We start from the raw sequence: 24,065 nt of genomic DNA, 5'->3' as shown, positions 1-24,065 counted from the left end.
AGCTCTTCATGGTTGAGTGCCTTGAGCCTGGGCCTGATCCGGCGGCTGGGCAATTTCGACCAGCATGCCGGGATGCAGCAGTTGCCCACCCGCCACCACGACTTTTTCGCCGCCCTTGAGACCGTCGCTGATGATCACCTTGCCGGTGAGGTAGCGGCTGACGGTGACCTTATGCAGTTGCGCCTTGCCATCGCTGTCCACCAGCCACACGGCGGGCTCGCTGAGGTCTTTGGTCAGCGCGGCCCAGGGCAGTTCGACACTGGGCTTGGCCGGTGCATTGGCGGTGGCGCTGACCACCGAACCCAGGTCCATGCCCTTGGGCAAGGCGCTCAAGGCGATCTTCACTTGCACCGTGCCGCTGTTGGCGGCCACGGCCGGGGTGACCTCGCGGACTCTGCCCTGGGCCTTGATACTCGGGTTATCCAGCAGGCTGACGGTGATTGGCGCATCGGGCGGCGGCTCCACCAGCAAGGACTCATAGACGTTGAACACCGCGTCACGCTCGCCATCCCGCGCCAGGCTGAAAATCGGCACAGTGGCCTGCACCACTTGGCCGACTTCGGCCTGGCGGGCAGTAATTACGCCGGGAGCGTCGGCAATCAGCGACGTGTAGCCCAACTGCTCACGGGCATTGGCCAGTTGTGCCTGAGCAGCAGCCAGGGCGCTTTGGCTACTGCGCAGGGCAGCCTGGGCCGAATCGTATTCGCTGCGGCTGGTGTAGCCCTTAGGCAGGAGTTTTTCCTGGCGCACAAAGGCGGCGGCGGTCTGTTTGACCCGGGCCTGTTCGGCGACGACCTGGGCCTGGGCGGAATCGACGCTGGTCTGCAAATCCTTGGGATCAAGCTTGGCGAGCACTTGCCTGGCCGTCACCCGGTCACCGACATCGACTATGCGCTGGATGATCTTGCCACCAACGCGAAACGACAGATCGGTCTGCACCCGCGCCTGAATGTCCCCGGTGAGGGTCACGGCAGCGGCAAAATCAGCGGACTTAACGGTTTGCACGAACACCCGGGAATGTTCCTTGGGTTCGGCTTGTTCCTGGCCGCAACCGCTCAACAGCGCCAGCAGGCCAAGGCCGAGAATGATTGTCGAGGTGGGACCGCCCATGCAGGCTCCTTGCTTGATTGACGCGTCTTTGATCATGCGACTCTGAGCGTAGTTGAGGGTTCCACGGGTGCCTCTTTTCTATGGGTTGTGGCGAGGGGGCTTGTCGGATCGCCCCGTTGGGCTGCGAAGCAGCCCCTTACATGCGATGATCTTTTGCCACAACAAGCCCCGTCACCACAGGAAATTGTTCCATGCTCAAAACCCTCGCGGTGGCCAATTACCGTTCGATCAACAAATTGGTGGTGCCGCTGGATCGGTTGAACCTGATCACCGGCCCCAATGGCAGCGGCAAGTCCAACCTGTACCGTGCTTTACGACTGCTGGCGGAGACGGCCCAAGGTGGGGTGATCAACGCGCTGGCCCGTGAAGGAGGGCTGGATTCGACGTTCTGGGCCGGGCCGGAAAACATCAGCCGGCGCATGCTCAGTGGCGAAGTCGAGGTTGAGCCAAGCGTACGCCAGGGCGCCAAGCGCTTGCGCTTGGGGTTTGCCGGGGAGGATTTCAGCTACGCGATCTCCCTGGGTCTGCCGGAGCCCGGCGAGTCATATTTCTCCCTGGACCCGGAGATCAAGAAGGAATGCATCTGGGCCGGCAATGTTTACCGCCCGGCGAGCCTGTTGGTGCAGCGCTCCGGCCCGATGGTGCGCGCCCGCGATGGCCGCGCCTGGGATGTATTGGCCAAGCACACGCCGAACTACCACAGCCTGTTCGATCAGGTTGGTAGCCTGCGGGGTTCGCCGGAGGTGCTGCTGTTGCGCGAGAGCATTCGCGGCTGGCGCTTTTATGATCACTTTCGCAGCGATGTCGACGCCCCGGTGCGTCAGCCGCAACTGGGCACGCGTACGCCAGTGTTGCATCACGACGGTCGGGATTTGGCGGCGGCGTTGCAGACCATTCGCGAGATTGGCGACCCCGAGGCATTGCAACGGGCAATCAGCGATGCGTTTCCCGGGGCTCGGTTGAATATCGAGCCATTGCAGGGCGGACGTTTTGCCATCGAATTTTATCAGGAAGGGTTGCTGCGGCCGTTGTCGGCGGCGGAGTTGTCGGACGGCACCCTGCGCTACTTGCTTCTGGTTGCGGCGCTGCTAACGCCACGGCCACCAACGATGATGGTGCTCAACGAACCAGAAACCAGCCTGCACCCGGACCTGTTGCCGGCGTTGGCGCGGTTGATTATCCAGGTATCGCAGCAGTGCCAGGTGTGGGTGGTGTCCCATGCCAGCCGCTTGATTGCGGCGTTGCAGCAGGATGAGGAGTGCAATTCCATTGTGCTGGAGAAAGTGATGGGGCAGACGCAGATTGTCGGTCAGCGGGTGCTGGATGAGCCGGCTTGGCATTGGCCGAGTTAAGCGGTTAAGGATCGTTCCCACGCGCGAGGGAACGATCAGGTAGAGATTAGCCCTGCCACTTACCGCCTTCAACAATCACGCTTTCGGGCTTGGTATCATCGCTCAGCTCTTTACGCACATATTGGTCATACAGCTTGAGCAGGAATTTCTCCTCGCCCAGCTTGGCCAATTCACTATTCACCCAATCGCGCAGTTCGATATTGCCCTTCTTTACTGCCGGAGCAATCGGCGCTTCATCACCCAGTTTCTGCTCCAGCACGCGGTAACCAGGGTTCTGCTTGGCCCAGCTGAACAGCACCAAATTGTCCTGGGCATACGCATCACCACGACCGGCGGACAGCGCTTGCAACGACTCGGAGTTTTTCTCGAACTTGAGCAGCTTCCAGTCCGGGTGGTTCTTGGTCAGCCAGATATCGGCAGTGGTACCGGTGGTGACGATGGTGGTACGGGTGGCCAGGTCATCCAGGCTTTTCACCGCACTGTCATTTGGCACCAGGGCCTGGACCGCGACTTTCAGGTTGGGGTTGGTGAAGTCCACCGCCTCCTTGCGTTCCGGGGTCACGGTCATGTTGGCGAGGATCAGGTCGACCTTGTCACTTTGCAGGAACGGAATACGGCTCGCCGGTTCAACGGCGACGAACTCGATCTTGTTCTCGTCGCCCAGCAGATCCTTGGCAAAACGCCGGCCGATGTCCGTATCGAAGCCGACGTAGCGCCCTGCTTCATCGACAAAGCCGAACGGCGGCTTGTCGGTAAATACACCGACAATCAGCTTGTCCCGCGCCTTGATCTTGTCAATGTAGCTCACCACTGCCGGAGCGGCAGCGGCGGGCTTGACGGGTTCTTCGGACTTATTGCAGCCAGCCAGCAAAGCGAGGCCGAACAGTGGCAGTAACAACAGTGAAGATTTGGCAGTTTTCATAACAGCTCCAGTTCCTTGGTCTTTTTGGGCAGTGTTGAAACAAAGGAGAATTTCTCCAGGAACTGCTGCGCGCGTGCGGTTTGCGGGTTCGTAAAGAATTCCTCGGGGGTGTTTTGTTCGAGTATGCGGCCGGCCTCCATAAACACCACGCGGTCGGCGACGGCGCGGGCGAAGGCCATTTCATGGGTGACGATCAGCAGGGTCATACCGTCCCGGGCCAGGCCCTGGATCACCTCCAGCACTTCCTTGACCATTTCCGGGTCGAGGGCGGCGGTGACTTCGTCAAACAGCATGACCTGAGGGTTCATGCACAACGAGCGGACGATGGCGATGCGTTGCTGCTGGCCGCCCGAGAGCTGTCGCGGGAAAGCGTCGCGCTTATCGGACAGGCCAACCCGCTCCAGCAGTTTTTCTGCCTGGGCGCGGGCTTCGCGGGGTTCGCGTTTTTGCACTTTCAGCGGGCCCAGCAAAATATTGTCGAGCACGTTCATATGGGGGAACAGGTGATAACTCTGGAACACCATGCCTACGTTCTGCCGCACCTGGCGCCAGTCGGTGGCCTTGTCCAGCAGTTCACGGCCTGCGAAACGCAAGTGCCCGCTGTGAGCCACTTCCAGGCCATTGAGGCAACGCAACAAAGTACTTTTGCCGCAACCGCTAGGGCCGAGAATCACCACCACTTCGCCGCTTTCGACGCTCAGGTCGATGTCCTTGAGCACCTGCTGCTCGCCGAAGAATTTGTTGAAACCCTGGAACTCGATCAATGCGCTCATGCTTGGGCCCAGCGCCGTTCCAGCACCTTGGAGGCGGCCGACAACGGGTAGCAGATAAAGAAGAAAAACAGGAACAGCGCGCCGTAGATCAACACTGACTCATAGGTGCGCTCGATGATTTGCTGGCCGACCTTGATCACGTCCACCACGCCGATCAGCACCGCCAGGGAGCTGGTCTTGATGATGCGGGTGTAGACGTTGATGGTGGGCGGAGTCATGCGTTTGAGGGCCTGGGGGAGCAGCACGTAACCGTAAAGCTGCGGGTCCGACAAACCAATCGACAGGCCCGCCTCACGTTGCCCGCGCGGCAGGGAATGCAAGGCACCGCGCACCACTTCGCCCACTTCACTGGCGCCCCACAGGGACAGCACCAGCACTGCGCACCAGAAACTGGGAATGCTCAGGCCAAAGAAAATCGGCAGGCCGAAGAACAGCAGGTACAGCCACACCAGCACCGGAATCGCCCGGAACAGCTCCAGGTAAATTCGCAGCACGAGGTTGATGGCTTTCGAATTCAGCGTGCGCAACACGCCGTACAACACGCCGCCGACGGTGCTGAAGGCGATGCTCAAGAAGGAGATCGACAGGGTTTGCGCCGCGCCCTTGCCCAGTTGCGGCAACGACACCCAAAGCAATTCAAGACCCGAACTGGCCATGCTGGAGCCTCCTTTCCAGGCGGCTGAGCAGCAGCGACAGCGGCAGGAACAACAGCACGCAAATCAACGTCAGCACGGCGAGCATTTCGTAGGTTTTGTAGTAGAGGGCGATATAGCTTTTGGCGGTGTAGAGAATCTCTGGCACCGCCACCGCCGAGACCACCGTGGTCTCCTTGAGCAGAAAAATGAAGTTAGCGAACAGTGCCGGCAGGCTGAGAATCCCCGCCTGGGGCAGGATCACGTAGCGCAACAATTGCCAGTGGGACAGGCCGATGGACTTGCCCGACTCGATCTGTGCCAACGGCACCGCCTCAACACCGGCACGCAGCACTTCAGTGAGGTAGGCGCCGCCCAGGAAAGTCATGGTGATGATAGCCGCCCAGAACCCGGAGATATTCACACCCAGGGCCGGCAACGCGAAGTAGACGAAAAACAGTTGGATCAGCAGCGGTGTGTTGCGGGCCAGCTCCACATACAACGCCACCAGGCGCCACAGGTAAGGCGTGCGAAACACCAGCAAGGCTGCGTTGATCAGCGCCACCAGCAGCGATGTGCAGATGGCGATCAGGCCCACTTGCAGCGTCACACCCACGGCCTTGAGAAACGCGGGCAGCGTACTGAGGATAAAAGCGTAATCGAAGGTCATTTGAAGTCCCTGACGCCGCAAGGGTAATGCGGCGCTGGCGCGGTCCGATTCGACGTGGGTAACGCCGAGTAGCGCGAACTTTAAAGGTATAAAAAGTAAAATTTAAATACCTAAATAGCATATTGATATCACCCAAATAGATAACCTGCGGATTCGCGGGGTTGCTGGATGACAGCTACTGTTCTCGGCGTTGTAGGAAACTTCTTTTTATCGGCGCTGAGCTCCAAGGATTGGCAGCGCTTGGCCAGACGGATGGCCACTTAACAGGCGAGGGAATGACCGATGACCGAGACAAAACCGATTGACCCGCAGGAGTTGCTGAAGTGGCTGATGGCGTTGCGGCGGGCGATTAATACCCGAAATCTCTGAAAAAACGCAGGCTAAATGTGGTGAGCGGGCAAGCCCGCTCGCCACAGCCGTCGGCGTTCAAACCTTGAAGGGGGTTTATCAGAACGCTGGCACTACCGCGCCGTTGTACTTCTTCTCGATGAAGGCTTTGACTTCAGGGCTGGTCAGGGCCTTGGCCAGTTTCTGGATAGCCGCGCTGTCCTTGTTGTCTGGACGGGCTACCAGGAAGTTCACGTACGGCGACTTGGCGTCTTCGATAACCAGCGCATCCTTGGCTGGGTTCAGGCCAGCTTCCAGGGCGTAGTTGGTGTTGATCATATCCAGGTCAACCTGGTCCAGAACCCGTGGCAGCAGCGCCGACTCCAGCTCCTTGAACTTCAGGTTCTTTGGGTTACTCGCGATGTCTTTAGGCGTGGACAGAGCGTTGGTCGGGTCTTTCAGGGTGATCAAGCCCGCCTTTTGCAGCAGCAGGAGTGCGCGGCCGCTGTTGGAGCCTTCGTTGGGGATGGCCACGGTCGCGCCATCTTTCAACTCAGCCAGGCTTTTGATTTTCTTCGAGTAACCACCAAAGGGTTCAACGTGCACGCCGATCACGGTGACCAGGTTGGTGCCTTTACCCTTATTGAAGTTTTGCAGGTACGGCAGGGTCTGGAAGTAGTTGGCGTCCAGACGCTTCTCGGCCACTTGTACGTTCGGTTGCACGTAGTCGGTGAAGACCTTGATTTCCAGGTCCACGCCTTCCTTGGCCAGGGCTGGCTTGATCAGTTCAAGGATCTCGGCATGGGGAACAGGGGTGGCAGCCACCACCAGTTTCTCGCCAGCCTGGGCCAGGCTAGCAGTCAGGGCAGCCGCCAGTGCGGTGAATAACAGAACCTTTTTCATGCAGTGTCCTTATCGAAAATCCGGGGCGCCAGCGACGGCCGCTTTTTATATGGTGTGCCAGCGAAGTGCTATCGCGGCGTGAAACGGACAATACCGATATTTTTTATTCCCGAACAATACCTTTTATTCACTTTGATATTCCATTTTGTTCATACAGACGGTAAGCCTTCCAATAGACGCTTCAAAGCACTGCGCTCGGCATCGGTGCCGTCCTGCAGGATCTGCCGGACCTGCTGTTCGACCCCCGCCACCGACGGCACACTCACCGGCAAATTCAAATGTTCCGGCAAAATCTCATCGCCACTGCTGACCAGCAGCGCAAAGTGAATGACGTTCTCCAGCTCGCGGGTATTGCCCGGCCAACTGTGGTGTTCCAGCACCCGTTGCGCCGCCTCGCTGATCAATGGCACAGGCAGGTCCAGGCGCTGGCTGTAGATGCCGAGGAAATATTCGGCCAGGGACAGGATATCGCCCACCCGCTCGCGCAACGCCGGCAACTCAAGATGGCCTTCGTTGAGGTAATGGAACAGGCGCTCGTGGAATTTACCGACAGCCACCGCCTGGGCCAGGTCGATGCTGGTGGCCGCCACCAGGCGCACATCCACCGGGCTAGGCTGGTGAGCGCCGACGCGGGTCACTTCGTGGTTTTCCAGAGCGGCTAGCAACTTGACCTGGATCGGCAACGGCAAGTCGCCGATTTCATCGAGGTACAAGGTGCCGCCGTTGGCCGACCCGAACCAACCGGCGCGACTGCTGGCCGCGCCGCTGTGGCTACCGGCGGCGTAACCAAACAGCTCCGCGTCGGCATAAGTGGGGCTGATGGCGCCGCAATTGACCGAGACAAATAAACCGGCGCGGTCACTGCCGCGGTGGATGTGCCGTGCGAGCAATTCCTTGCCGCTACCGGTTTCACCGCGAATCAACACCGGCAAGGCGCGGGGGGCAAGGCTTTCGAGGTCTTCGCGCAGTTGCCGCGAACGCGGGTCGACAAACACCAGTGCCTTGGCGCGGATGCTAAGGGGACTTTTTTCGGCGTCGGGAAAGGTCAGCAGCGGCTGACCGAAATTTTCATGCAGGCTCATGGCAGGCTCCCACCCCAATCCACTCAGGGACGGGGCGTTCAAGAAATATTACGCACGGCGCCGGGAGTGCTGCTCCAGGCGACTTTGCAGGCGATAGAGGTAAGCGAAACCCTGCTCCCAGCGCTGGTGCCCGGACTTCACATTGATGTGCCCGGCACCGGCGAGAATCCCGGCCTCGGCGCCCCAGTTGCGCGCCAGTTCCATAGCACGAGGGGCGCTGACAGCGCTGTCGTTATCGGAGCTGACGACTTGGCTGGGGAACGGCAGCAAGTCGGTGGGGATCGGTGCGAAATTACGCAGAGCGGGCGCGCAGGCAGGTCGTTCGACATCGGCCGGAGCCACCAGCAAGGCGCCGCGTACCTGGCGCAGGAAATGCACCGGGGCGGTAGCGGCCCAATGGGCGACCGTGATGCAGCCCAGGCTATGGGCGATCAGAATGACCGGGGTGCTGTCGGCGGCAATCGCTTCGGCCAGCGCCGCTACCCAGTCTTCGCGGCGCGGAGTCAGCCAGTCGGCCTGCTCCACCCGAGCGCTGTTGGGCAGACTGTTCTGCCAGTGACTTTGCCAATGGTCTTCTGGCGATCCTTGCCAGCCCGGCACGATCAGATAACGAATCGACTCGCTGTGCATGGGTGTGCCCTCCTGCAGCGTTTAACGTTGCTGACCAGTATAGGGACGAGGTTTATATTCGTTAAGGAATAAGAAGCTATTTATTAATAACCAAAAACTCAAACCTGCCGAAACTGATTGTTCCCACGCAAAGCGTGGGAACAATCACATCGACAGTAAATCTCAGGCAAAAAAAAGGCCGCACCCTGCCAAGGAGACGGCCAAAAAACAGATTCACGCTTTCAGTTGCACGCTACAAGTCAAAGCAGGCTGGCTCTTGCTTGTCGCTTGCAGCTTCGCCCTACCGGGCGGTAATCACCGACAGCTTGGTAATGCCCGCTCGCTCGATAGACGCCATGGCTCGCGCCACTTCGCCGTAGTTCACGCCATCATCGGCTTGCAGTTGTACCCGCACATTGGGGTCCTTGGCCTTGGCCGCCTGCAAGTTGAATTCCAGCAGGTTTGGCTGGATTTCGTCCTTGTTGATAAACACCTTGCCAGCGCCGTCGATGCTCACCACCAGCGGGTCTTTCTGTTCCACCGGGGCCACGGCCTCGGTCTTGGGCAGGTTGATCGGGATCGCATTGGTCAGCAGCGGCGCGGTGACGATAAACACCACCAGCAGCACCAGCATCACGTCCACCAGGGGCGTGACGTTGATCTCGCTCAGTACCTCGTCGCTGTCTTGTGTGGAGAAGGCCATATCAGGACGCCTCCTTCACTTTCTGCGTGCCGCCCTGAGTGGCCGTCTTGTGCAGGGCCGGATGGATCAACACGCGAAACGAGTTCTTCTGCGCCAGGCTGTAGAAGTCGTGGGCGAAGTCGTCGAGGTCAGCGGCCGCAAGCTTCAGGCGACGCAGGAAGTAGTTGTAGACCAGCACCGCCGGCACGGCGACGGCGATACCGACACCGGTCGCGACCAGGGCGGCACCGATGGGACCCGCCACGGTTTCCAGGCTGGCGGAACCGGCGGCACTGATGCCCTTCAACGCTTCCATGATCCCCCACACGGTGCCGAACAGACCGATAAACGGCGAGGTGCTGCCGATACTGGCGACCACGGCCAGGCCGGTTTCCAGGGAGCGACGCTCACGGACTATTTGCTGACGCAGGGCGCGTTCAAGACGGTCCTGGTGATTGATCGCCTGGCTCAGGTCTGCCGCGTGAGACGCATCGCCAACCTGGATCGCTGCATAACCGGCCTGGGCCACGCGGGCAGCCGCGCCGGGCTGGGTCTCGCTCAATTCGGCAGCCGAGTCGAGGCTCGACGCCGCCCAGAACTGTTTGTGGAACTTGCGATCCTGGGCCTTGAGGCGACCGAACTGCACGCCCTTGAGCAGGGCCAGGCCCCAGGTGGCGACGGAAAAGATCACCAACAGCCAGATCACCGTGCTTTCGATGGACTCAAGTGGAGATGCCAATAACGTCATGATGTATTCCCTCGGTGTAAGCGATTTGGTGTTGAGCCCGTGCTCAATGAATCTTGAAGTCGATCGGTACGCTGACCCAGCCGTCCTGGGCGACATCGCCCTGCTTGGCCGGCACGAAGCTCCAACGCTTCACGGCGGTCAGTGCGGCGTCGTCGAGTTGCTGGCGACCACTGCTTTTCTGAATCTGAATCTCGCCCGGCTTGCCGCTGGCCAGCACATGCACCCGCAACAACACCGTGCCTTCCCAGCCACGGCGCTGGGCCAGTGATGGGTATTCAGGCGCCGGATTCTTCAGGTACGCGGCGCTGGCCGAGGCGGGTGTCACCGGAGCTGGCGCGGGCGGGGCCGGCGCTGGAGCAGGTGGAGCCGGTTGCGGTTGCGGCGGCGCGGGCGGTTGCTCGACTGCTTTCGGGGCAGGCCTGGGCTCTGGTTTTGGCACCGGCATGGGCTTGGGTTTCGGAATCGGTTTAGGCGGCGCCGGCTTGGCGGCCAACTCATCGACAACCGGTGGCGGTGGCTCGACCACGGGTGGCGGCGGCGGTGGTGGTACAGGCGGTGGTGGCTCAACCACCGGCGGCGCTGGTTGGGAAAACTCGATGGTCATTGGTGGAATTTCCGGCGGCACTATGGGCAGCACCAGGGTTTCTTTCTGGCTGACCCAGTAGATCACCGCGCCGTGCAGGGCCAACGCCAAGAGCCCTAGCACAATGGCTTCACGGCGACTCAAGACACCCTTGGGGGTTTTCTGCAAACGCAACTGCCCCAACGGCGCGCGATGCCGCCGGCCAAGGTCGACCAACTCACCACCCGGTGCCTGGCGCCATTGCACCTCTTGAGCACTGGCGGCGGTCTGGACATTGCCCATTGATTAACTCCCTACGATCTTCAGCGAAAAAACCGACGAACCTGCCTGGGCGGCCGTCGAGGGCTGAATCATCGGGGCTAGACACTTATCTCTTAAAGTAATCTTTAAAGTTATAGATAGATCGAAAATGAATATTGGAAATTAGCGCTAACGACAAAGCCGTGGGGCCCGTGGCCTGGCGCCAAGTCGCCGAATTTCGATGCCTTGCAGGCATACAAAATATTCGTCAAAGGCATCGATTTATTTCGTTTCAGAAAACGGCAAAGACTGCACATACTTCCCGCCCTTTTGCCCTCTAAGGAAGATTTCGTGACTGGCTGGCCCTTATGACGCTGAATAACTCGTTCGCCGGAAAACTCGCCGGCTGGGGCCTGCTGGTGGTGTTGGGGCTCAACCTGCGGCCGATCCTCAGTTCCATCAGCCCGTTGCTGGGGGAAATCCGCCTGGCCACCGGCCTGAGTTTCCAAAACAGCGCCCTGCTCACCAGCTTGCCGGCGGTGTGCATGGGCCTGGTGGCATTGGTGGGCGTGCGCCTGGAAGCGCGATTGGGCGAACGTCGGGGTATCGCTCTGGGGTTGATGATGATTCTGCTGGCATGCCTGGCACGCTGGCTGTTTGGCCAGGCGTCGGCGCTGCTGGCCACGGCCTTGCTGGGCGGTGCCGGGGTGGCGCTGATTCAGGCGTTGGTGCCGGCGATGATCAAGCGCCAGTTTCATCAGCGGGTACCGTTGGCGATGGGGGTGTATTCGGCGTCGCTGATGGGCGGCGGCGGCTTGGCGGCGTTGCTCAGCCCCCTGGTCGCCAACCATTTCCAGCACTGGCAGGCCGGTCTGGGGATCTGGCTGCTACCCGCGCTCGGCGCATTACTGCTGTGGGCCTGGTTGCCATTGGGCGCAGCGAAAAACCGGCAGGTGACGGCGCCGTTCCAGGGCCTGCGTAATCGCCGGGCGTGGTTGCTGGCGTTATATTTTGGCTTGGTCAATTGCGGCTACATGAGCATGGTGGCCTGGCTGCCGGCCTACTATCAGCAATTGGGTTGGGGCGTGTTACCCAGTGGTTCACTGCTGGCGTACATGACGATTTTCCAGGTGATCGCCGCGCTGCTGATGCCGGCCCTGGCCCAACGGGGCATCGACCGTCGCCCCTTATTGACCATCAGCCTGCTGGCCCAGACAGTAGGCTACCTCGGCCTATGGCTGGCGCCGCTGCAACAGCCGCATGTGTGGGTAGCGCTGATCGGTTTCGGCCTGGGCGCCTGCTTTGCCCTGAGCCTGCTGCTGACCCTCGACCACCGCCGCGACCCTCGGGAAGCCGGGCAACTGGCGGCATTTGTGCAAGGCGTGGGCTTTTTGATCAACGCTATGTCGCCATGGATGACCGGCTGGTTGCGGGAGCTGACCGGCAGTTTCATCAGCGCCTGGGTAGTGCTGACGGTTACGGTGGTGGCGATGTTGGCCGTGACACAGGTCTTCAGCCCGGCGACCTATCGGACTGCGCCAGCTCTATAAATATGCAATTTAGATCTAACAAGACCATTAATGATTCTTTGACGGAATAAGTAAGGCCATTAAAATCCCCGCTCCCTATGGACGCCGGAAAACCCCATGGACCTTCGCCAACTGCGTTACTTCATCGCTCTCAACGAGTACCGCAGCTTCGTGCGCGCCGCCGATGCCATGGGCATTACGCAACCAGCGTTCAGCCGCAGCATACAGAGCCTGGAGCAGGAATTTGGCTGCGTCCTGGTGGACCGCGCCCACAAGGAACTGCGCCCCACCCCGCAAGGCCAGGTGGTATTGCAGCACGCACTGTCCCTGGTCCAGGGTGCGGCGTTGCTCAGTCACGAAGTCACCCACATGACCAAGCTCGACGCCGGCGAACTGCGCTTTGGCAGCGATGCGGTAGCCGCGGTGAATCTGGTGCCCCAGGCGCTCGCGCAGTTCATCGGCGCCTATCCGAAGGTGCGCAGCGGTTTGCAGGTGGATAACTGGGAAAAGCTCGGCCGCAGCTTGAGTCGCGAAGAGATCGAGTTTTTCATTGCCGACGTTCGGCACTTCGAGGCCGATCCGAACTTCCAGACTCAAGCCCTGACGCCCCGTCGCAATGTATTTTTCTGCCGGGCCGGGCACCCGTTGCTGGCCAAGGACAGCCTGTCGACCAATGACCTGTTCGACTATCCGCTGGCCACACCCTTGATCGCACCGGGCAGCCGCAAGTTGCTGGCCAATTTGAGCGGGCGCATCGACTTTTTCCCCAGCATCGAACTGGAACAATTCCCGGCGCTGGCCGCCATCGTGCAGCTCTCCAACGCCATTGGCCTGGGAGCCGAAGAGGCGTTTGTCGAGGCATTCGCCAAAGGTGAACTGGCGGTGTTGCACTGGCGCAATGTGCCCCACACCCTCGACAGTTTGAATAACCGCTGCGCGATTATCAGCCGTACCGGGTTTCGCTTGTCACCGGCGGCGAAAGCGATGATTGAAGTGTTGGTGGCGGTGGACAAACAACAGATCAGCGTCGCGGTTTAGATCGCCATCACGGGCTTGCTACAAGGAGTCCGCCAGCCATCAAAAGTGGTGTAGACACCTATGCAGAGCCACTGGTTAAGCCTCGGCTGTACTACCTTCTTGAGCCTGCATCCGCTCCACCCGCTCAAACCGATTGGCCCGGGCGAACGTGCCGAAATCATTGAACCGCACGCCCATCTCAGCCATTACCTTGTGCGCTACCTTCACCGTCATCTGCCGAATATAAAACGGTTCCTTGACCACAAAATGATGAATCCCATGGGTGCTGCCGAAGTTGAAGCAGAACGCCTGCAACGGCCACATCCACCACGGCTTCAGCACCTGGGTCTGCTGGATCACGTTGCCCAACTCCACGTCGCCGTAGTAGTGCATGTTGGAGCTGACAAAGTGCAGGCAGAAGGTGCGCAGCACGTTGGGCCCGATGATCACCACGGCGGCGATATCGATGACGTGCATCATCGACAGGGTGCCGGCCGACCATTCAATCGGCGCGCCCATCAGGCTGGCGATACCGTTGGCCGCGTGAAATCCGAGAAACACGTACCAAGCGCCCCAATGCAGCAGCGCCAGCGGTGCGTAGACCAGCAACACACGCTTTAGGATGCTCAGTTTGTACTTCCAGGACGGCGCCCGCAGGATGCTGATCAGCGCCGACATGATGTTGTCGCCCACCATCAGCAACCGGGTGATGCCCCAGGGTTCGCCGTTGGTGATCGCGCGTTCTTCGATGTCGGTCGCGGTGCCGGAGACTTTGTGGTGATTGAGGTGCAGATGGCGCCGCACCCACGGGTTGATGGTGCTCGGCCGCGCCAGCCAGACCAGGCCCATCATCAGGTTGTGTGGCAGGCGCTGTTTGCGAAAGTACATGCTGTGGATCAGGTCGTGTTCCAGCTCATGGGTCAGTGACGCCAGGAAAGCATTGAGCAGCAGGCACACCCACCAGGCCATATGCCCCGTGATGTAGAACGCTGCCGAGCCAATCATGCCCATCAGTGCAAAGGCCAGGATGCCCGCGCCCAAGGCGTCCTGATGCAGCAACCAGGGGTGGCGCTGGCGCAATCTGACGCCTTCGGCCAACACCACTTCGCGTATATGCGCTGAGCGTTGCTGTGCGTTCATCTGTTGGGGACTTGCAGAAGTACCGTCCATGCTTCCATCCTCTTAAGTATCAATGCGTGCTTATTCCTGCATGCATCCTGCCAGACGCGGTCGTGCAGGACGCTAGCCCCGCACGCCAACTTGTTGACCGCAAGCGCCAATCCCTATGCCTGAAGCCACTTCCCTCGCCAGCTGGACCCGCGCTCTGCGCAAACAACTCGACGCCCTGGGCCTCGACAGCGCGGCACTGTGCGCCCAGGCCGGGCTCGACCCGCAGCAGATGGACGATCCAAAAGCGCGTTACCCGTTGTCGGCCACCACGCGGTTGTGGGAACTGGCGGTGCAGGCCAGCGACGATCCGGCTATCGGTTTGCGGGTGTCGCGGTTTGTCAGCCCCACCACGTTTCACGCCCTGGGCTATGCATTGGTGGCCAGCGGCAGTTTGCGGGAAGTGTTCGAGCGGATCGTACGTTATCACCAGGTAGTCAGCGACGCCCTGGTGCTGGAGCTGACCCGGGAAGGCGAGCGCTATTGCTTTCGTTTGCTGCAACCTGGCGACAGCCCGGCGCCGGCCTTCGAAGCCATCGATGCCTTTGCAGCGATTTATGTGCGCACCTGTCGCAACCGCCTGGGACGCGACTATGCACCGCTGGCGGTGTATTTGCGGCGACCGGAACCGGCCGATCCCACGTCCTGGCACACGGTGTTTCGCGCACCGGTATTCTTTGCCGCCGATGAAGACCGCCTGGAGTTCGCCGCCGTTGATTTCGACAGTCACCTGGACGACGCCAACCCGGAACTGGCCGAACACAACGAAACCGTGCTCAACCGTACCCTCGCCCAACTGCAACCGCTGACCTGGGAACGCAGGGTGCGCTCGGCCATCGAAGCGCAACTGCCAGACGGCGAACCCAGCGCCGAGCGCATTGCCCAGGCCTTACACTTGAGCCTGCGCAGCTTGCAGCGGCACCTGGCAGATGAAGGCTGTCGGTTTGATGCGCTGCTCAATGAATGCCGGGAGAATCTGGCGTTGCTGCACCTGCGCGATCCCCAATGCTCATTGGCAGAGATCAGTCACTTGCTGGGGTTTGCCGATACCAGCAGTTTCAACCGCGCGTTCAAGCGCTGGACCGGGATGACGCCGGGGCAGTTTCGCGATGGGTTGAGGTAGGGGGCTGCGGCTAAACCGGCCTCCTGCCGGTTTACCCACGGATCAATGCCTGCGTTCAGCCATCGTGGTTAACGGGGCGCCTAAGATCAAAAGCAAAAGCACGGCGGCCTGGTAGCCGACCTGAGTGGTGAGAAGCAAGAGCAGATCCCATGCCCACTGCCCACTGTAGGAGCGAGCTTGCTCGCGATGGTCGTTAACGATGACGCTGGCTTCCTGAATCACCGCGGCGCCCACCCTAAGCCGCCGTTACCGCAGCAGCAGATATGTACTCAATCACCCCCTAGAACCGAACCTGCCGCCCTCCAGCCATCAGAGATGTGTAGATACCATGCCGCGATAAGGCCCTCACAGACACCGCCAAACCACAGCCGATCAGCGCCCGCGATCGCGCCGCAATAACTTCCTCACCCGAGCCACCAACTCCTTGGGCTCGAACGGTTTGAGCAAGTAATCATCCTCGTGCAGTTCCAGGCCGCGCAGGCGATCCTCAATCCCGTCCTGGGTGGTCAGGAACAACACGGGCGTCTCGCCCTTCTGACGGATCGCCTGCTGCAGCTTCCAGGCATTGAGCCCCGGCAGCATCACATCAAGGATTACCAGGTCGTATTCGCTGCTCTCGACAAAACGCTGGGCAGCCATGCCATTGGCCGCTACTTCAACCGTGTAACTGGCCTCGTTCAGGCCCCGGGCCATCCACTCTGCCGTCTCCGACTCGTGTTCCACTAGCAGCACACGCATAACACACCTCGAATGATCGTAACTGCAGGCTAACACCCTCAGGCGTGGGCCGCCTCCCGCAACCGCTGCGCATCGAGGATTTCGATCTCGCCATAGCCCAAACGCAGGATGCCCTGCCCTTGCAAGTCCTTGAGCAACGCGTTGGTGGTCTGGCGCGATAGGCTGAGCATCGCTGCCAGGTCTTCCTGGGGCAGTTGCAGCACACGTCTTGACCGTTCGATCTCGCCGTAGCCCTCGGCGATCATCAACAAACGGTGGGCCACCCGTACCGACGCCGGCATCAGGCTCAGTTGCTCGATGTTGATAAAGGTCAGGCGCAACTTTTGGCTCATCAGCAGGGCCATGTCACGCCAGTAAACGGGGGTTTCGTCGAGTATCTGCAGCAGGGCCGGCTGCGGCACCTGCAACAACGTGCAGGGCCCGACGGCGCAGGCGTCATGGGTACGCGGCAAACCGTCGAACAGGGAAATTTCGCCGAGCCAGTAAGGCGATTCCGCCAGGCTCAACACCGCCTCCTTACCCTGCTCGTTCACCGCACTAATGCGCAAGGTACCTTCCAACACCGCATACAAGCCACACGGCGGGTCGCCGCGTTTGAACAGGTATTGCCCCGCCGTCAGCTGCCGCAAGCGAGCATGGGCGAGCAAGCTATCCTGTAACTGAGCAGGCAGGTGGCTGTACCAATGACCGGTCGACAGTCGTGGGGGCCATTTCTCTGCGTCCATGAGAACTCCGAAGATTGTCGGCCAGCTGACAGTTGGCCGCAGGCCGACAAGGCATGATCAACCATCCTACAGGAGGAATAACAATGAAAAGCCTCGTCGACCATCTCAGTCAATATGCCGCCTACCACCGTGACCCGCGCAACATTGCCAGCCACTTTATCGGCATCCCTTTGATCGTCGTCGCCGTCGCGGTCTTGCTCTCACGCCCCGAATGGTCGCTGGCCGGCTTCTGGCTGTCGCCGGCCGTGCTGCTGGCGCTGTTCTCGGCCTGGTTCTACCTGCGCCTGGAATTGGCCCTCGGCGTGTTGATGACGGTGCTGATGGGCTTGTCGGTGTGGACAGGGCATGTGCTGGCGGCGCAAAGCACACTCATCTGGCTCAGCAGCGGCATCGGCATGTTTGTGGTGGGCTGGGTGATCCAGTTTGTCGGCCATTACTACGAAGGCAGAAAGCCTGCGTTTGTCGATGACGTGTCCGGGCTGATTGTGGGGCCGTTGTTTGTGGTAGCGGAGTTGGCGTTTTTACTGGGGTTGCGCCAGCAACTCAAGCGCCAGATCGAAGAGCGCTCGGGGCCGGTAGCGGTGCGCAACAAGAATGCCACGGCCTAACGATAGCGCTGCCGAAACGCCCGAGGGCTGACCCCTTTGGCCGCGCGGAACAGGTGCAATTGCGCGAGTGGCGGGTGCCGAGCTGGCACGAGCGCAGTGCGCCGCAAGGCTATGCATTTACAGGAGATCCGCGGGAATGGGAAAAGACCCGGTATGCACAGGCCAGGCTGAATGAGCTTGGAGAACGAGCTTTAGCGATCACCACCTAACCCTGTAGAGCCGGCTTGCCGGCTCCTACAGGTATATCACTCAGGCCTTCTGCCAAACCTTGGGCTTGAAGAACAACGTCTCGCCGCGCGCCAGGCCGGTCAGGCTGTCGTGGTCTTTCACCACTTCAGCTTCGATCAGTTCGTTCTGGCCTTCGACTTTCAGGGTCACCCGAGTGGTCGCGCCCAGCGGTCGAATATCGCGCACTTGCGCCGCATGGTGATCTTCCAGTTCATGGCGCGACAGCGACACTTCATGGGGGCGGAACAACACATGCTTGTCCTCCCCCAAATACAGGCGGTTGGAGTCGCCCAGGAAGTGGTAAACGAAATCGCTGGCCGGGTTTTCGTAGACTTCGCCCGGTGAGCCGATCTGCTCGATCACGCCCTTGTTCATCACCACGATACGGTCGGCGACTTCCATGGCCTCTTCCTGGTCGTGAGTCACAAACACCGAGGTCAGGTTGATGTCTTCGTGCAGACGCGCCAGCCAGCGGCGCAGTTCTTTACGGACCTTGGCATCGAGGGCGCCGAAAGGCTCATCGAGCAGCAGCACTTTCGGTTCCACCGCCAGGGCGCGGGCCAGGGCGATGCGCTGGCGCTGGCCACCGGAGAGTTGTTCCGGGTAACGGTCAGACAACCAGTCCAGCTGCACCATGTTCAGCAACTCATGAACCTTGACCGCAATCTGGCTCTCTGTTGGACGCTGTTTTTTCGGTTTCATGCGCAGGCCGAACGCGACGTTGTCGAACACTGTCATGTGGCGGAACAGCGCGTAATGCTGGAACACAAAACCGACGTTGCGATCACGCACATCGTGGCCAGAGACGTCTTCGCCGTGGAAGACGATGCTGCCATCATCCGGTGTTTCCAGGCCGGCGATGATGCGCAGCAAGGTGGTCTTGCCGCAGCCGGAGGGGCCAAGCAACGCCACCAGCTCGCCACTCTGGATGTCCAGATTGATGCTGTTCAGGGCCTTGAAGGCGTTGAAATTCTTGCTGACATTACGGACTTCGATCGACATGACTTATTCCTCAGCCGCACCGGCGCGCAGGCGGTTAATACGGTTCTCGCTCCACTGCTTGAGCAGCAGGATGAAGAGCGCCAGGATCAGCAACAGGCTCGCAACGGCAAACGCGGCGACGTGGTTGTATTCGTTGTAGAGAATCTCGACGTGCAGCGGCAACGTATTGGTGACGCCACGAATGTGCCCGGACACCACCGACACCGCACCGAACTCACCCATGGCCCGCGCAGTACACAGCACCACACCGTAGATCAGGCCCCACTTGATGTTCGGCACGGTGACATGCCAAAACATCTGCCAGCCGTTGGCACCCAACAGGCGTGCGGCTTCTTCTTCCTGGGTGCCCTGCTCTTGCATCAGCGGGATTAGTTCACGGGCCACGAACGGCACGGTGACGAAGATCGTCGCCAGCACGATGCCCGGCAAGGCGAAGACGACCTGGATGTCGTGATCCTGCAACCACGGGCCAAAGAAGCCCTGGGCGCCGAACATCAGCACATAGACCAGGCCGGCGATCACCGGCGATACCGAGAACGGCAGGTCAATCAGCGTCACCAGCATGCTCTTGCCACGGAACGAGTACTTGCTCACGCACCAGGCGGCGCTGACCCCAAACACCACGTTGAGCGGCACCGAAATCAGCACGGCGATCACTGTCAGTTTCAGTGCCGACAGCGCGTCGGGTTCAAAGATCGCGGCAAAGAACGCACCCAAACCCAGTTTCAGGCCCTGGGACACCACGATAAACAGCGGCAGCAGCAAAAACAGGGCGAAGACCAGCCAGCCAAGGCCGATCAGGATGCGCCGGGATACGGCGCTGCCACGGCGGGCAGCGTTGGCCGACGAGGCGGCGGCAATAGACGATTGGGACATTGTGCGCGCCTCCTTATGGACGTTCGATGCGCCGCTGCAACAAGTTGATCAGCAGCAGCAGGACAAAGGAAACCACCAGCATCAGCACGCCGATGGAGGTAGCGCCGGTGTAGTCGTATTGGTCGAGCTTGACCATGATCAGCAGCGGCAGGATCTCGGTTTTCATCGGCATGTTGCCGGCGATGAAAATCACCGAACCGTACTCACCGACACCTCGGGCGAAGGCCAGCGCGAAGCCGGTCAGCCAGGCGGGCAGCAACGCCGGTACGAGAATGTAGCGGAACACCTGCAACGGCTTGGCACCCAGGCAGGCAGCAGCTTCTTCGATTTCCCGGGGGATATCGGCCAGCACCGGCTGCACCGTACGCACCACAAATGGCAGCGTGACGAAGGTCAGCGCCAGGGTGATGCCCAGCGGGGTGTAGGCGATCTTGAAGCCCAGGTCGGCGGCGAACTGGCCCACCAGGCCGGCAGGCGCATATAAAGCAGTCAGTGCGATACCGGCCACTGCGGTGGGCAGGGCGAACGGCAGGTCGATCATCGCGTCGATGATCTTGCGGCCGGGGAAGGTGTAGCGCACCAGCACCCAGGCCAGCAGCGTGCCGATCACGCCGTTGATGATCGCTGCGTACAACGCGGTGCCGAAGCTGAGCTTCAACGCCGCCAACACGCGAGGCGCCGAGATGATGGCCCAGAACTGATCCCAGGTGAGTTGGGCGGCATGCACAAACATCGCCGCTAGCGGTATGAGCACAATCAGACTGAGGTACACCAAGGTGTAGCCCAGCGTCAGCCCGAAGCCGGGTATGACGGGGGAGGTACGACGCGACATAAAAGTCCTTGGTTAACGGGTAAATGCCACTGTAGGAGCGCGCTTGCTCGCGAAGAATTCAAGGGCAACGCGTTCATTCAGAATGCCGCGTCATCGTTGACGATCTTCGCGAGCAAGCTCGCTCCTACAAGTAGTGTGGCTTACTGGGCAGTGTAGATCTGGTCGAACACGCCACCGTCTTTGAAGAATTTCGGTTGGGCAGTTTTCCAGCCGCCGAAGTCTTTGTCGATAGTCACCAGGGCCAGTTTCGGGAACTGCTGGGCGTATTTGGCGGCCACGTCCTTGTCACGTGGACGGTAGAAGTTCTTCGCCGCGATTTCCTGACCGGCCGGGCTGTACAGGTGATTGAGGTACGCCGTGGCAATCTCGGTGTTGCCCTTTTTCTCGGCGTTCTTGTCAACCACGGCCACTGGCGGCTCGGCGAGGATCGACAGCGATGGAACCACGATGTCGAACTTGTCGGCACCGCCGTCTTCTTTCAGCGCCAGGAAGGCTTCGTTTTCCCAGGCCAGCAACACGTCACCCTGACCGTTGTTGACGAAGGTAATGGTCGAGCCACGGGCGCCGGTGTCGAGGATCGGCACGTGCTTAAACAGCTCCTTGACGTATTCCTGGGCCTTGGCTTCGCTGCCACCGGCCTTGAGGCCATAGGCCCAGGCGGCGAGGAAGTTCCAGCGCGCGCCGCCGGAGGTTTTCGGGTTCGGGGTGATCACCGAGACGTCGTTTTTGATCAGGTCGCCCCAGTCCTTGATGCCTTTAGGGTTGCCCTTGCGCACCAGGAACACGATGGTCGAGGTGTACGGGGTGCTGGCGTCCGGCAGGCGGGTCTGCCAGTTTTCCGGCAGGGTCTTGCCCAGTTTGGCGATTTCGTCGATATCACCGGCCAGGGCCAGGGTGACTACGTCGGCACGCAGGCCGTCGATCACGGCCCGGCCTTGCTTGCCCGAACCACCGTGGGATTGCTGGATCTTGACGTTGTCGCCCGGATGCTCTTTCTTCCAGAAGCTGGTGAACTCAGCGTTGTAATCCTGGTACAGCTCACGGGTAGGGTCGTACGAGACGTTGAGCAACTCGTAGTCCTTGGCAACGGCGGAACCTGCAAACACGGCGCTGGCCAGTGCAGCCAGGGCATAACGGCGAATCGACGACATAGAGAAGCTCCTGAAATTCTTGTGTGTTGGCTTTTTCTTATAAGTGCAGGTGACGCAATCGAATCGCCGATCTTGCTTTAGCTCGGTTTGTTACCCGGATTCTGCAAACGGAATTTCTCTTTACGCTCGATCTGTACCACTTGTGCGTTGTGCACGGTGATTTCCACTGCGCCAAACCGCAGATCGCGCAGGGCGCTCTGGATCTCGCGCAAAATGGCTGCTTCGTCCTGGCCGTCAACGCTACGTAGAGATGCGCTCATGGTCGTGCTCCTGAAATGAGAAGTGCCTGGCAGTGGCGGCACTGCTTGCGGCGTGAGGGCGATAGTAGATAAGCGCGGATATTCTTAAAAATACTATTTAAGAATGTTTATATAACCAGAAAGAATTTTCTACTGGGGCGGGGGGTTGCGACGGTTTTTTGCGGGGAAGATATTTCGTAGCAGGGTTCTAACGAATCGCGGGCGCCCTTGCCCAATCAATCTCCTGTGCCGGCATCGGCTTGCCAAACCAATACCCCTGGGCCATGTCGCACTGCAGGTCCAGCAGGAACCGCGCCTGCTCAACCTGCTCGATGCCTTCGGCATGCACCTGCATGCCCATGCTCTGCGCCAGGGCAATCACCACCCGCACAATCGCCGCGTCATCTTCATCCCACGGCAGACCGGCGACGAAGCCCTGGTCAATCTTGAGCTTCTGCACCGGCAAGCGCTTGAGGCGCAGCAGCGACGAATAGCCGGTGCCAAAGTCGTCGATGGCCAGGCTCAAGCCCAGTTCCCGCAGGCGGTGCAGTTGCTCCAGGGCCACTTCCGGATCGTTCATCACCGCGCTTTCGGTGACTTCCAACTCCAGCAAAGCCGGGTCCAGACCGGTCTCGTGCAACACCTTGGCTACCTGGTCGTACAGTTCGCGCCGGGCAAACAAGCGGCTGGAGACATTCACGGCGAGGAACGACAAGTTCACACCCTCCTCCAACCACTTACACATCTGGCGACAGGCCTGGTCCATGACCCACGCATCAATATCGGCAATCAGCCCAGTGCGTTCGGCGATGGGGATAAATTCCGCAGGCGCAACCAGGCCGCGCACCGGATGTTGCCAGCGCACCAAGGCTTCGACGCCGATCAGGCGGCTGCCTTGCAGGTCGTGCACAGGCTGGTAATAGACCCGCAACTCCTGCTGTTCAAGGGCACGGCGCAGTTCGCTGGCGATCTCTACTCGGTGCTGGGCGTGGGCGGTAAGCTCCTCGGTGTACAAGGCGTAATCTTCGCGGCCGGCACTTTTGGCCTTGAACAGCGCGGAGTCTGCGTTGCGCAGCAGTTGCTCGGCGCTCAGGGCATCGCTGGGAAACAAGCTGATGCCAATGCTGGCGCTGATAAAGAGTTGATTGCCGTCGAAGGTGAACGGATCTTTCATGCTGTCGATGATCAGTTGTGCCATGGCGGCAGCCTGAACCACCTGTGGACAACTTTCCGCCAGCACCGCGAACTCATCGCCCCCCAAGCGCGCCAGGGTTACGCCGGGCCCAAACAGGCCTTGCAACCGTTCGCCCACGGCCTTGAGCAACTGATCGCCGACATTGTGGCCGAGGCTGTCGTTGATAATTTTGAAGTGGTCCAGATCGAGCAACAGCAGTGCGCAGCCACGCTTGTGAGTCTGAGCCGATGCCAGCGCCTGCTCGGCACGGTCAGTGAACAGCAGGCGGTTGGGCAGGTCCGTCAGCGGGTCGTGGTGCGCCAGGTGCGCAAGTTCGTGCTCGGAATGTTTGATCGCGCTGATATCGGAGAATACGGCTACGTAGTGGCTGATTCGACCGTGATCATCATGGATGACCCGGATCGTCTGCCACTGTGGATAAATTTCGCCGCTTTTTCGGCGGTTCCAGATCTCGCCGCTCCATTCGCCGTCGCGCCCGAGGGTTTGGAACATTTCTTCATAAAAAACCGCCGAATGGCGCCCGGATTTGAACAGGCTGGGCTGGCGACCCATGACGTCTTCACATCGGTAGCCGGTGATTTCGATAAAGGCACGGTTGACGTGGACAATCAGGCCTTGGGCATCGGTGACCAGCACCCCTTCGCGGGTGCAATCGAACACCGCTGCAGCCTGGCGCAGGCGCTCGCGGTTTTCCTTCAAGGGTTGCTGGATCAGGTTTGTCCGGGCAAAACGGGCGCACAGTAGAAAAATAACAAGGGCACTCAGGCTAATCCAGGCATACCCCCGCACTATCGACCAGTGGATCAACTCCGTCGGCTCATCGAAAAGATTGATCAATAACCGCTGGCTGAGCTGTATCCACACAATAGAAACCAGCAGGTACACCAGCCCTGCACGCAGGGCACCTCGGTATGAAAACAACATATAGTTAGTAATCCTTACTCAAAAACCAGAATCACCCTACAAAGAGTCAGGATTATAGGGTAGGAAACACTTTGTAAG

The 24,065-nt window shown here is 60.1% G+C and carries 25 protein-coding genes; 5 read left to right on the top strand and 20 right to left on the bottom strand.

Annotated elements, in window-relative coordinates:
* Positions 1-6: 6 nt before the first annotated feature.
* Positions 7-1,110: an efflux RND transporter periplasmic adaptor subunit gene (locus AAEZ06_RS08460; RefSeq protein WP_149413893.1), complete on the bottom strand. Its 1,104-nt coding sequence runs from the start codon at positions 1,108-1,110 to the stop codon at positions 7-9.
* 191 nt (positions 1,111-1,301) lie between these two features.
* On the opposite strand from AAEZ06_RS08460, the gene AAEZ06_RS08455 reads away from it, so the two are divergent.
* Positions 1,302-2,462: an AAA family ATPase gene (locus AAEZ06_RS08455; protein ID WP_350613857.1), complete on the top strand. Its 1,161-nt coding sequence runs from the start codon at positions 1,302-1,304 to the stop codon at positions 2,460-2,462.
* Between the two features lie 46 nt (positions 2,463-2,508).
* Here the strand turns inward: AAEZ06_RS08455 and AAEZ06_RS08450 are convergent, their stop codons facing one another.
* The 10 genes from AAEZ06_RS08450 to AAEZ06_RS08405 all read right to left on the bottom strand — a co-directional run bounded on the left by AAEZ06_RS08450 (position 2,509) and on the right by AAEZ06_RS08405 (position 10,675).
* Positions 2,509-3,384: a transporter substrate-binding domain-containing protein gene (locus AAEZ06_RS08450; protein WP_149413895.1), complete on the bottom strand. Its 876-nt coding sequence runs from the start codon at positions 3,382-3,384 to the stop codon at positions 2,509-2,511.
* Positions 3,381-4,157 carry an amino acid ABC transporter ATP-binding protein gene (locus AAEZ06_RS08445; protein ID WP_149413896.1) on the bottom strand — a complete coding sequence of 259 codons (777 nt, stop codon included), beginning with the start codon at positions 4,155-4,157 and terminating at the stop codon, positions 3,381-3,383. The genes AAEZ06_RS08450 and AAEZ06_RS08445 overlap by 4 nt, the downstream gene beginning before the upstream one ends.
* Positions 4,154-4,813, bottom strand: coding sequence for an amino acid ABC transporter permease (locus tag AAEZ06_RS08440; protein ID WP_063033610.1), 660 nt, complete (start codon positions 4,811-4,813; stop codon positions 4,154-4,156). Before AAEZ06_RS08440 ends, AAEZ06_RS08445 begins: the two co-directional genes overlap by 4 nt.
* Positions 4,794-5,459 carry an amino acid ABC transporter permease gene (locus AAEZ06_RS08435; RefSeq protein WP_133103013.1) on the bottom strand — a complete coding sequence of 222 codons (666 nt, stop codon included), beginning with the start codon at positions 5,457-5,459 and terminating at the stop codon, positions 4,794-4,796. The genes AAEZ06_RS08440 and AAEZ06_RS08435 overlap by 20 nt, the downstream gene beginning before the upstream one ends.
* A gap of 447 nt (positions 5,460-5,906) precedes the next feature.
* Positions 5,907-6,689 carry a MetQ/NlpA family ABC transporter substrate-binding protein gene (locus AAEZ06_RS08430; protein ID WP_149413897.1) on the bottom strand — a complete coding sequence of 261 codons (783 nt, stop codon included), beginning with the start codon at positions 6,687-6,689 and terminating at the stop codon, positions 5,907-5,909.
* Between the two features lie 149 nt (positions 6,690-6,838).
* Complete coding sequence (locus AAEZ06_RS08425; RefSeq protein WP_350613853.1) at positions 6,839-7,771, bottom strand: sigma 54-interacting transcriptional regulator; 933 nt, start codon at positions 7,769-7,771, stop codon at positions 6,839-6,841.
* 48 nt (positions 7,772-7,819) lie between these two features.
* Complete coding sequence (locus AAEZ06_RS08420) at positions 7,820-8,401, bottom strand: alpha/beta hydrolase (protein WP_149413898.1); 582 nt, start codon at positions 8,399-8,401, stop codon at positions 7,820-7,822.
* Positions 8,402-8,681: 280 nt separating this feature from the next.
* Entirely contained in the window at positions 8,682-9,083 is a 402-nt protein-coding gene (locus AAEZ06_RS08415) for an ExbD/TolR family protein (RefSeq protein WP_149413899.1), read from the bottom strand.
* Between the two features lies 1 nt (position 9,084).
* The gene (locus AAEZ06_RS08410; protein ID WP_149413900.1) at positions 9,085-9,810 is read right to left on the bottom strand and encodes a MotA/TolQ/ExbB proton channel family protein; all 726 of its coding nucleotides are present in this window, start codon (positions 9,808-9,810) and stop codon (positions 9,085-9,087) included.
* Positions 9,811-9,853: 43 nt separating this feature from the next.
* On the bottom strand, positions 9,854-10,675 hold the full coding sequence (locus AAEZ06_RS08405; protein ID WP_350613850.1) for an energy transducer TonB: 822 nt from the start codon (positions 10,673-10,675) through the stop codon (positions 9,854-9,856).
* Between the two features lie 326 nt (positions 10,676-11,001).
* Between AAEZ06_RS08405 and AAEZ06_RS08400 the strand changes: the two genes are divergently transcribed.
* Both AAEZ06_RS08400 and AAEZ06_RS08395 read left to right on the top strand, forming a co-directional pair.
* Positions 11,002-12,183 (top strand): CynX/NimT family MFS transporter, encoded by a 1,182-nt coding sequence (locus AAEZ06_RS08400; RefSeq protein WP_149413902.1) that lies wholly within the window; start codon positions 11,002-11,004, stop codon positions 12,181-12,183.
* A gap of 96 nt (positions 12,184-12,279) precedes the next feature.
* Complete coding sequence (locus AAEZ06_RS08395) at positions 12,280-13,200, top strand: LysR family transcriptional regulator (RefSeq protein ID WP_350613847.1); 921 nt, start codon at positions 12,280-12,282, stop codon at positions 13,198-13,200.
* Positions 13,201-13,275: 75 nt separating this feature from the next.
* Here the strand turns inward: AAEZ06_RS08395 and AAEZ06_RS08390 are convergent, their stop codons facing one another.
* Positions 13,276-14,349 carry a fatty acid desaturase gene (locus tag AAEZ06_RS08390; RefSeq protein WP_350613845.1) on the bottom strand — a complete coding sequence of 358 codons (1,074 nt, stop codon included), beginning with the start codon at positions 14,347-14,349 and terminating at the stop codon, positions 13,276-13,278.
* A 115-nt stretch (positions 14,350-14,464) separates the two neighbouring features.
* On the opposite strand from AAEZ06_RS08390, the gene AAEZ06_RS08385 reads away from it, so the two are divergent.
* Positions 14,465-15,469, top strand: a complete 1,005-nt coding sequence (locus tag AAEZ06_RS08385; RefSeq protein ID WP_350613843.1) for an AraC family transcriptional regulator — start codon at positions 14,465-14,467, stop codon at positions 15,467-15,469.
* A 372-nt stretch (positions 15,470-15,841) separates the two neighbouring features.
* Here the strand turns inward: AAEZ06_RS08385 and AAEZ06_RS08380 are convergent, their stop codons facing one another.
* Together AAEZ06_RS08380 and AAEZ06_RS08375 are read right to left on the bottom strand one after the other, a co-directional pair.
* The gene (locus tag AAEZ06_RS08380; protein WP_350613841.1) at positions 15,842-16,207 is read right to left on the bottom strand and encodes a response regulator; all 366 of its coding nucleotides are present in this window, start codon (positions 16,205-16,207) and stop codon (positions 15,842-15,844) included.
* Positions 16,208-16,245: 38 nt separating this feature from the next.
* Positions 16,246-16,932, bottom strand: coding sequence for a Crp/Fnr family transcriptional regulator (locus AAEZ06_RS08375; RefSeq protein WP_149414225.1), 687 nt, complete (start codon positions 16,930-16,932; stop codon positions 16,246-16,248).
* Positions 16,933-17,015: 83 nt separating this feature from the next.
* Between AAEZ06_RS08375 and AAEZ06_RS08370 the strand changes: the two genes are divergently transcribed.
* Positions 17,016-17,540 (top strand): Mpo1 family 2-hydroxy fatty acid dioxygenase, encoded by a 525-nt coding sequence (locus AAEZ06_RS08370; RefSeq protein ID WP_350613838.1) that lies wholly within the window; start codon positions 17,016-17,018, stop codon positions 17,538-17,540.
* A 249-nt stretch (positions 17,541-17,789) separates the two neighbouring features.
* Here AAEZ06_RS08370 and AAEZ06_RS08365 read toward each other — a convergent pair whose 3' ends face one another.
* From AAEZ06_RS08365 to dibA, 6 genes are all read right to left on the bottom strand, one after another.
* Positions 17,790-18,770, bottom strand: a complete 981-nt coding sequence (locus AAEZ06_RS08365) for a sulfate/molybdate ABC transporter ATP-binding protein (RefSeq protein WP_149414227.1) — start codon at positions 18,768-18,770, stop codon at positions 17,790-17,792.
* 3 nt (positions 18,771-18,773) lie between these two features.
* Positions 18,774-19,646 (bottom strand): sulfate ABC transporter permease subunit CysW, encoded by an 873-nt coding sequence (cysW, locus tag AAEZ06_RS08360; protein ID WP_350613836.1) that lies wholly within the window; start codon positions 19,644-19,646, stop codon positions 18,774-18,776.
* Between the two features lie 13 nt (positions 19,647-19,659).
* Positions 19,660-20,478 carry a sulfate ABC transporter permease subunit CysT gene (cysT, locus tag AAEZ06_RS08355; protein ID WP_133103001.1) on the bottom strand — a complete coding sequence of 273 codons (819 nt, stop codon included), beginning with the start codon at positions 20,476-20,478 and terminating at the stop codon, positions 19,660-19,662.
* A 140-nt stretch (positions 20,479-20,618) separates the two neighbouring features.
* Entirely contained in the window at positions 20,619-21,629 is a 1,011-nt protein-coding gene (locus tag AAEZ06_RS08350; protein ID WP_350613833.1) for a sulfate ABC transporter substrate-binding protein, read from the bottom strand.
* 77 nt (positions 21,630-21,706) lie between these two features.
* Positions 21,707-21,889, bottom strand: coding sequence for a sulfur starvation response protein OscA (oscA, locus tag AAEZ06_RS08345; RefSeq protein ID WP_003170956.1), 183 nt, complete (start codon positions 21,887-21,889; stop codon positions 21,707-21,709).
* A gap of 187 nt (positions 21,890-22,076) precedes the next feature.
* The gene (gene dibA, locus AAEZ06_RS08340; protein ID WP_350613831.1) at positions 22,077-23,987 is read right to left on the bottom strand and encodes a phosphodiesterase DibA; all 1,911 of its coding nucleotides are present in this window, start codon (positions 23,985-23,987) and stop codon (positions 22,077-22,079) included.
* Positions 23,988-24,065 lie beyond the last annotated feature (78 nt).

It is taken from the genome of Pseudomonas sp. HY7a-MNA-CIBAN-0227 (assembly GCF_040310325.1).
Classification (GTDB): Bacteria; Pseudomonadota; Gammaproteobacteria; order Pseudomonadales; family Pseudomonadaceae; genus Aquipseudomonas.
Note: the sequence above shows the minus strand (reverse complement) of the source record. Positions and strands in the feature narration are given on the sequence as shown.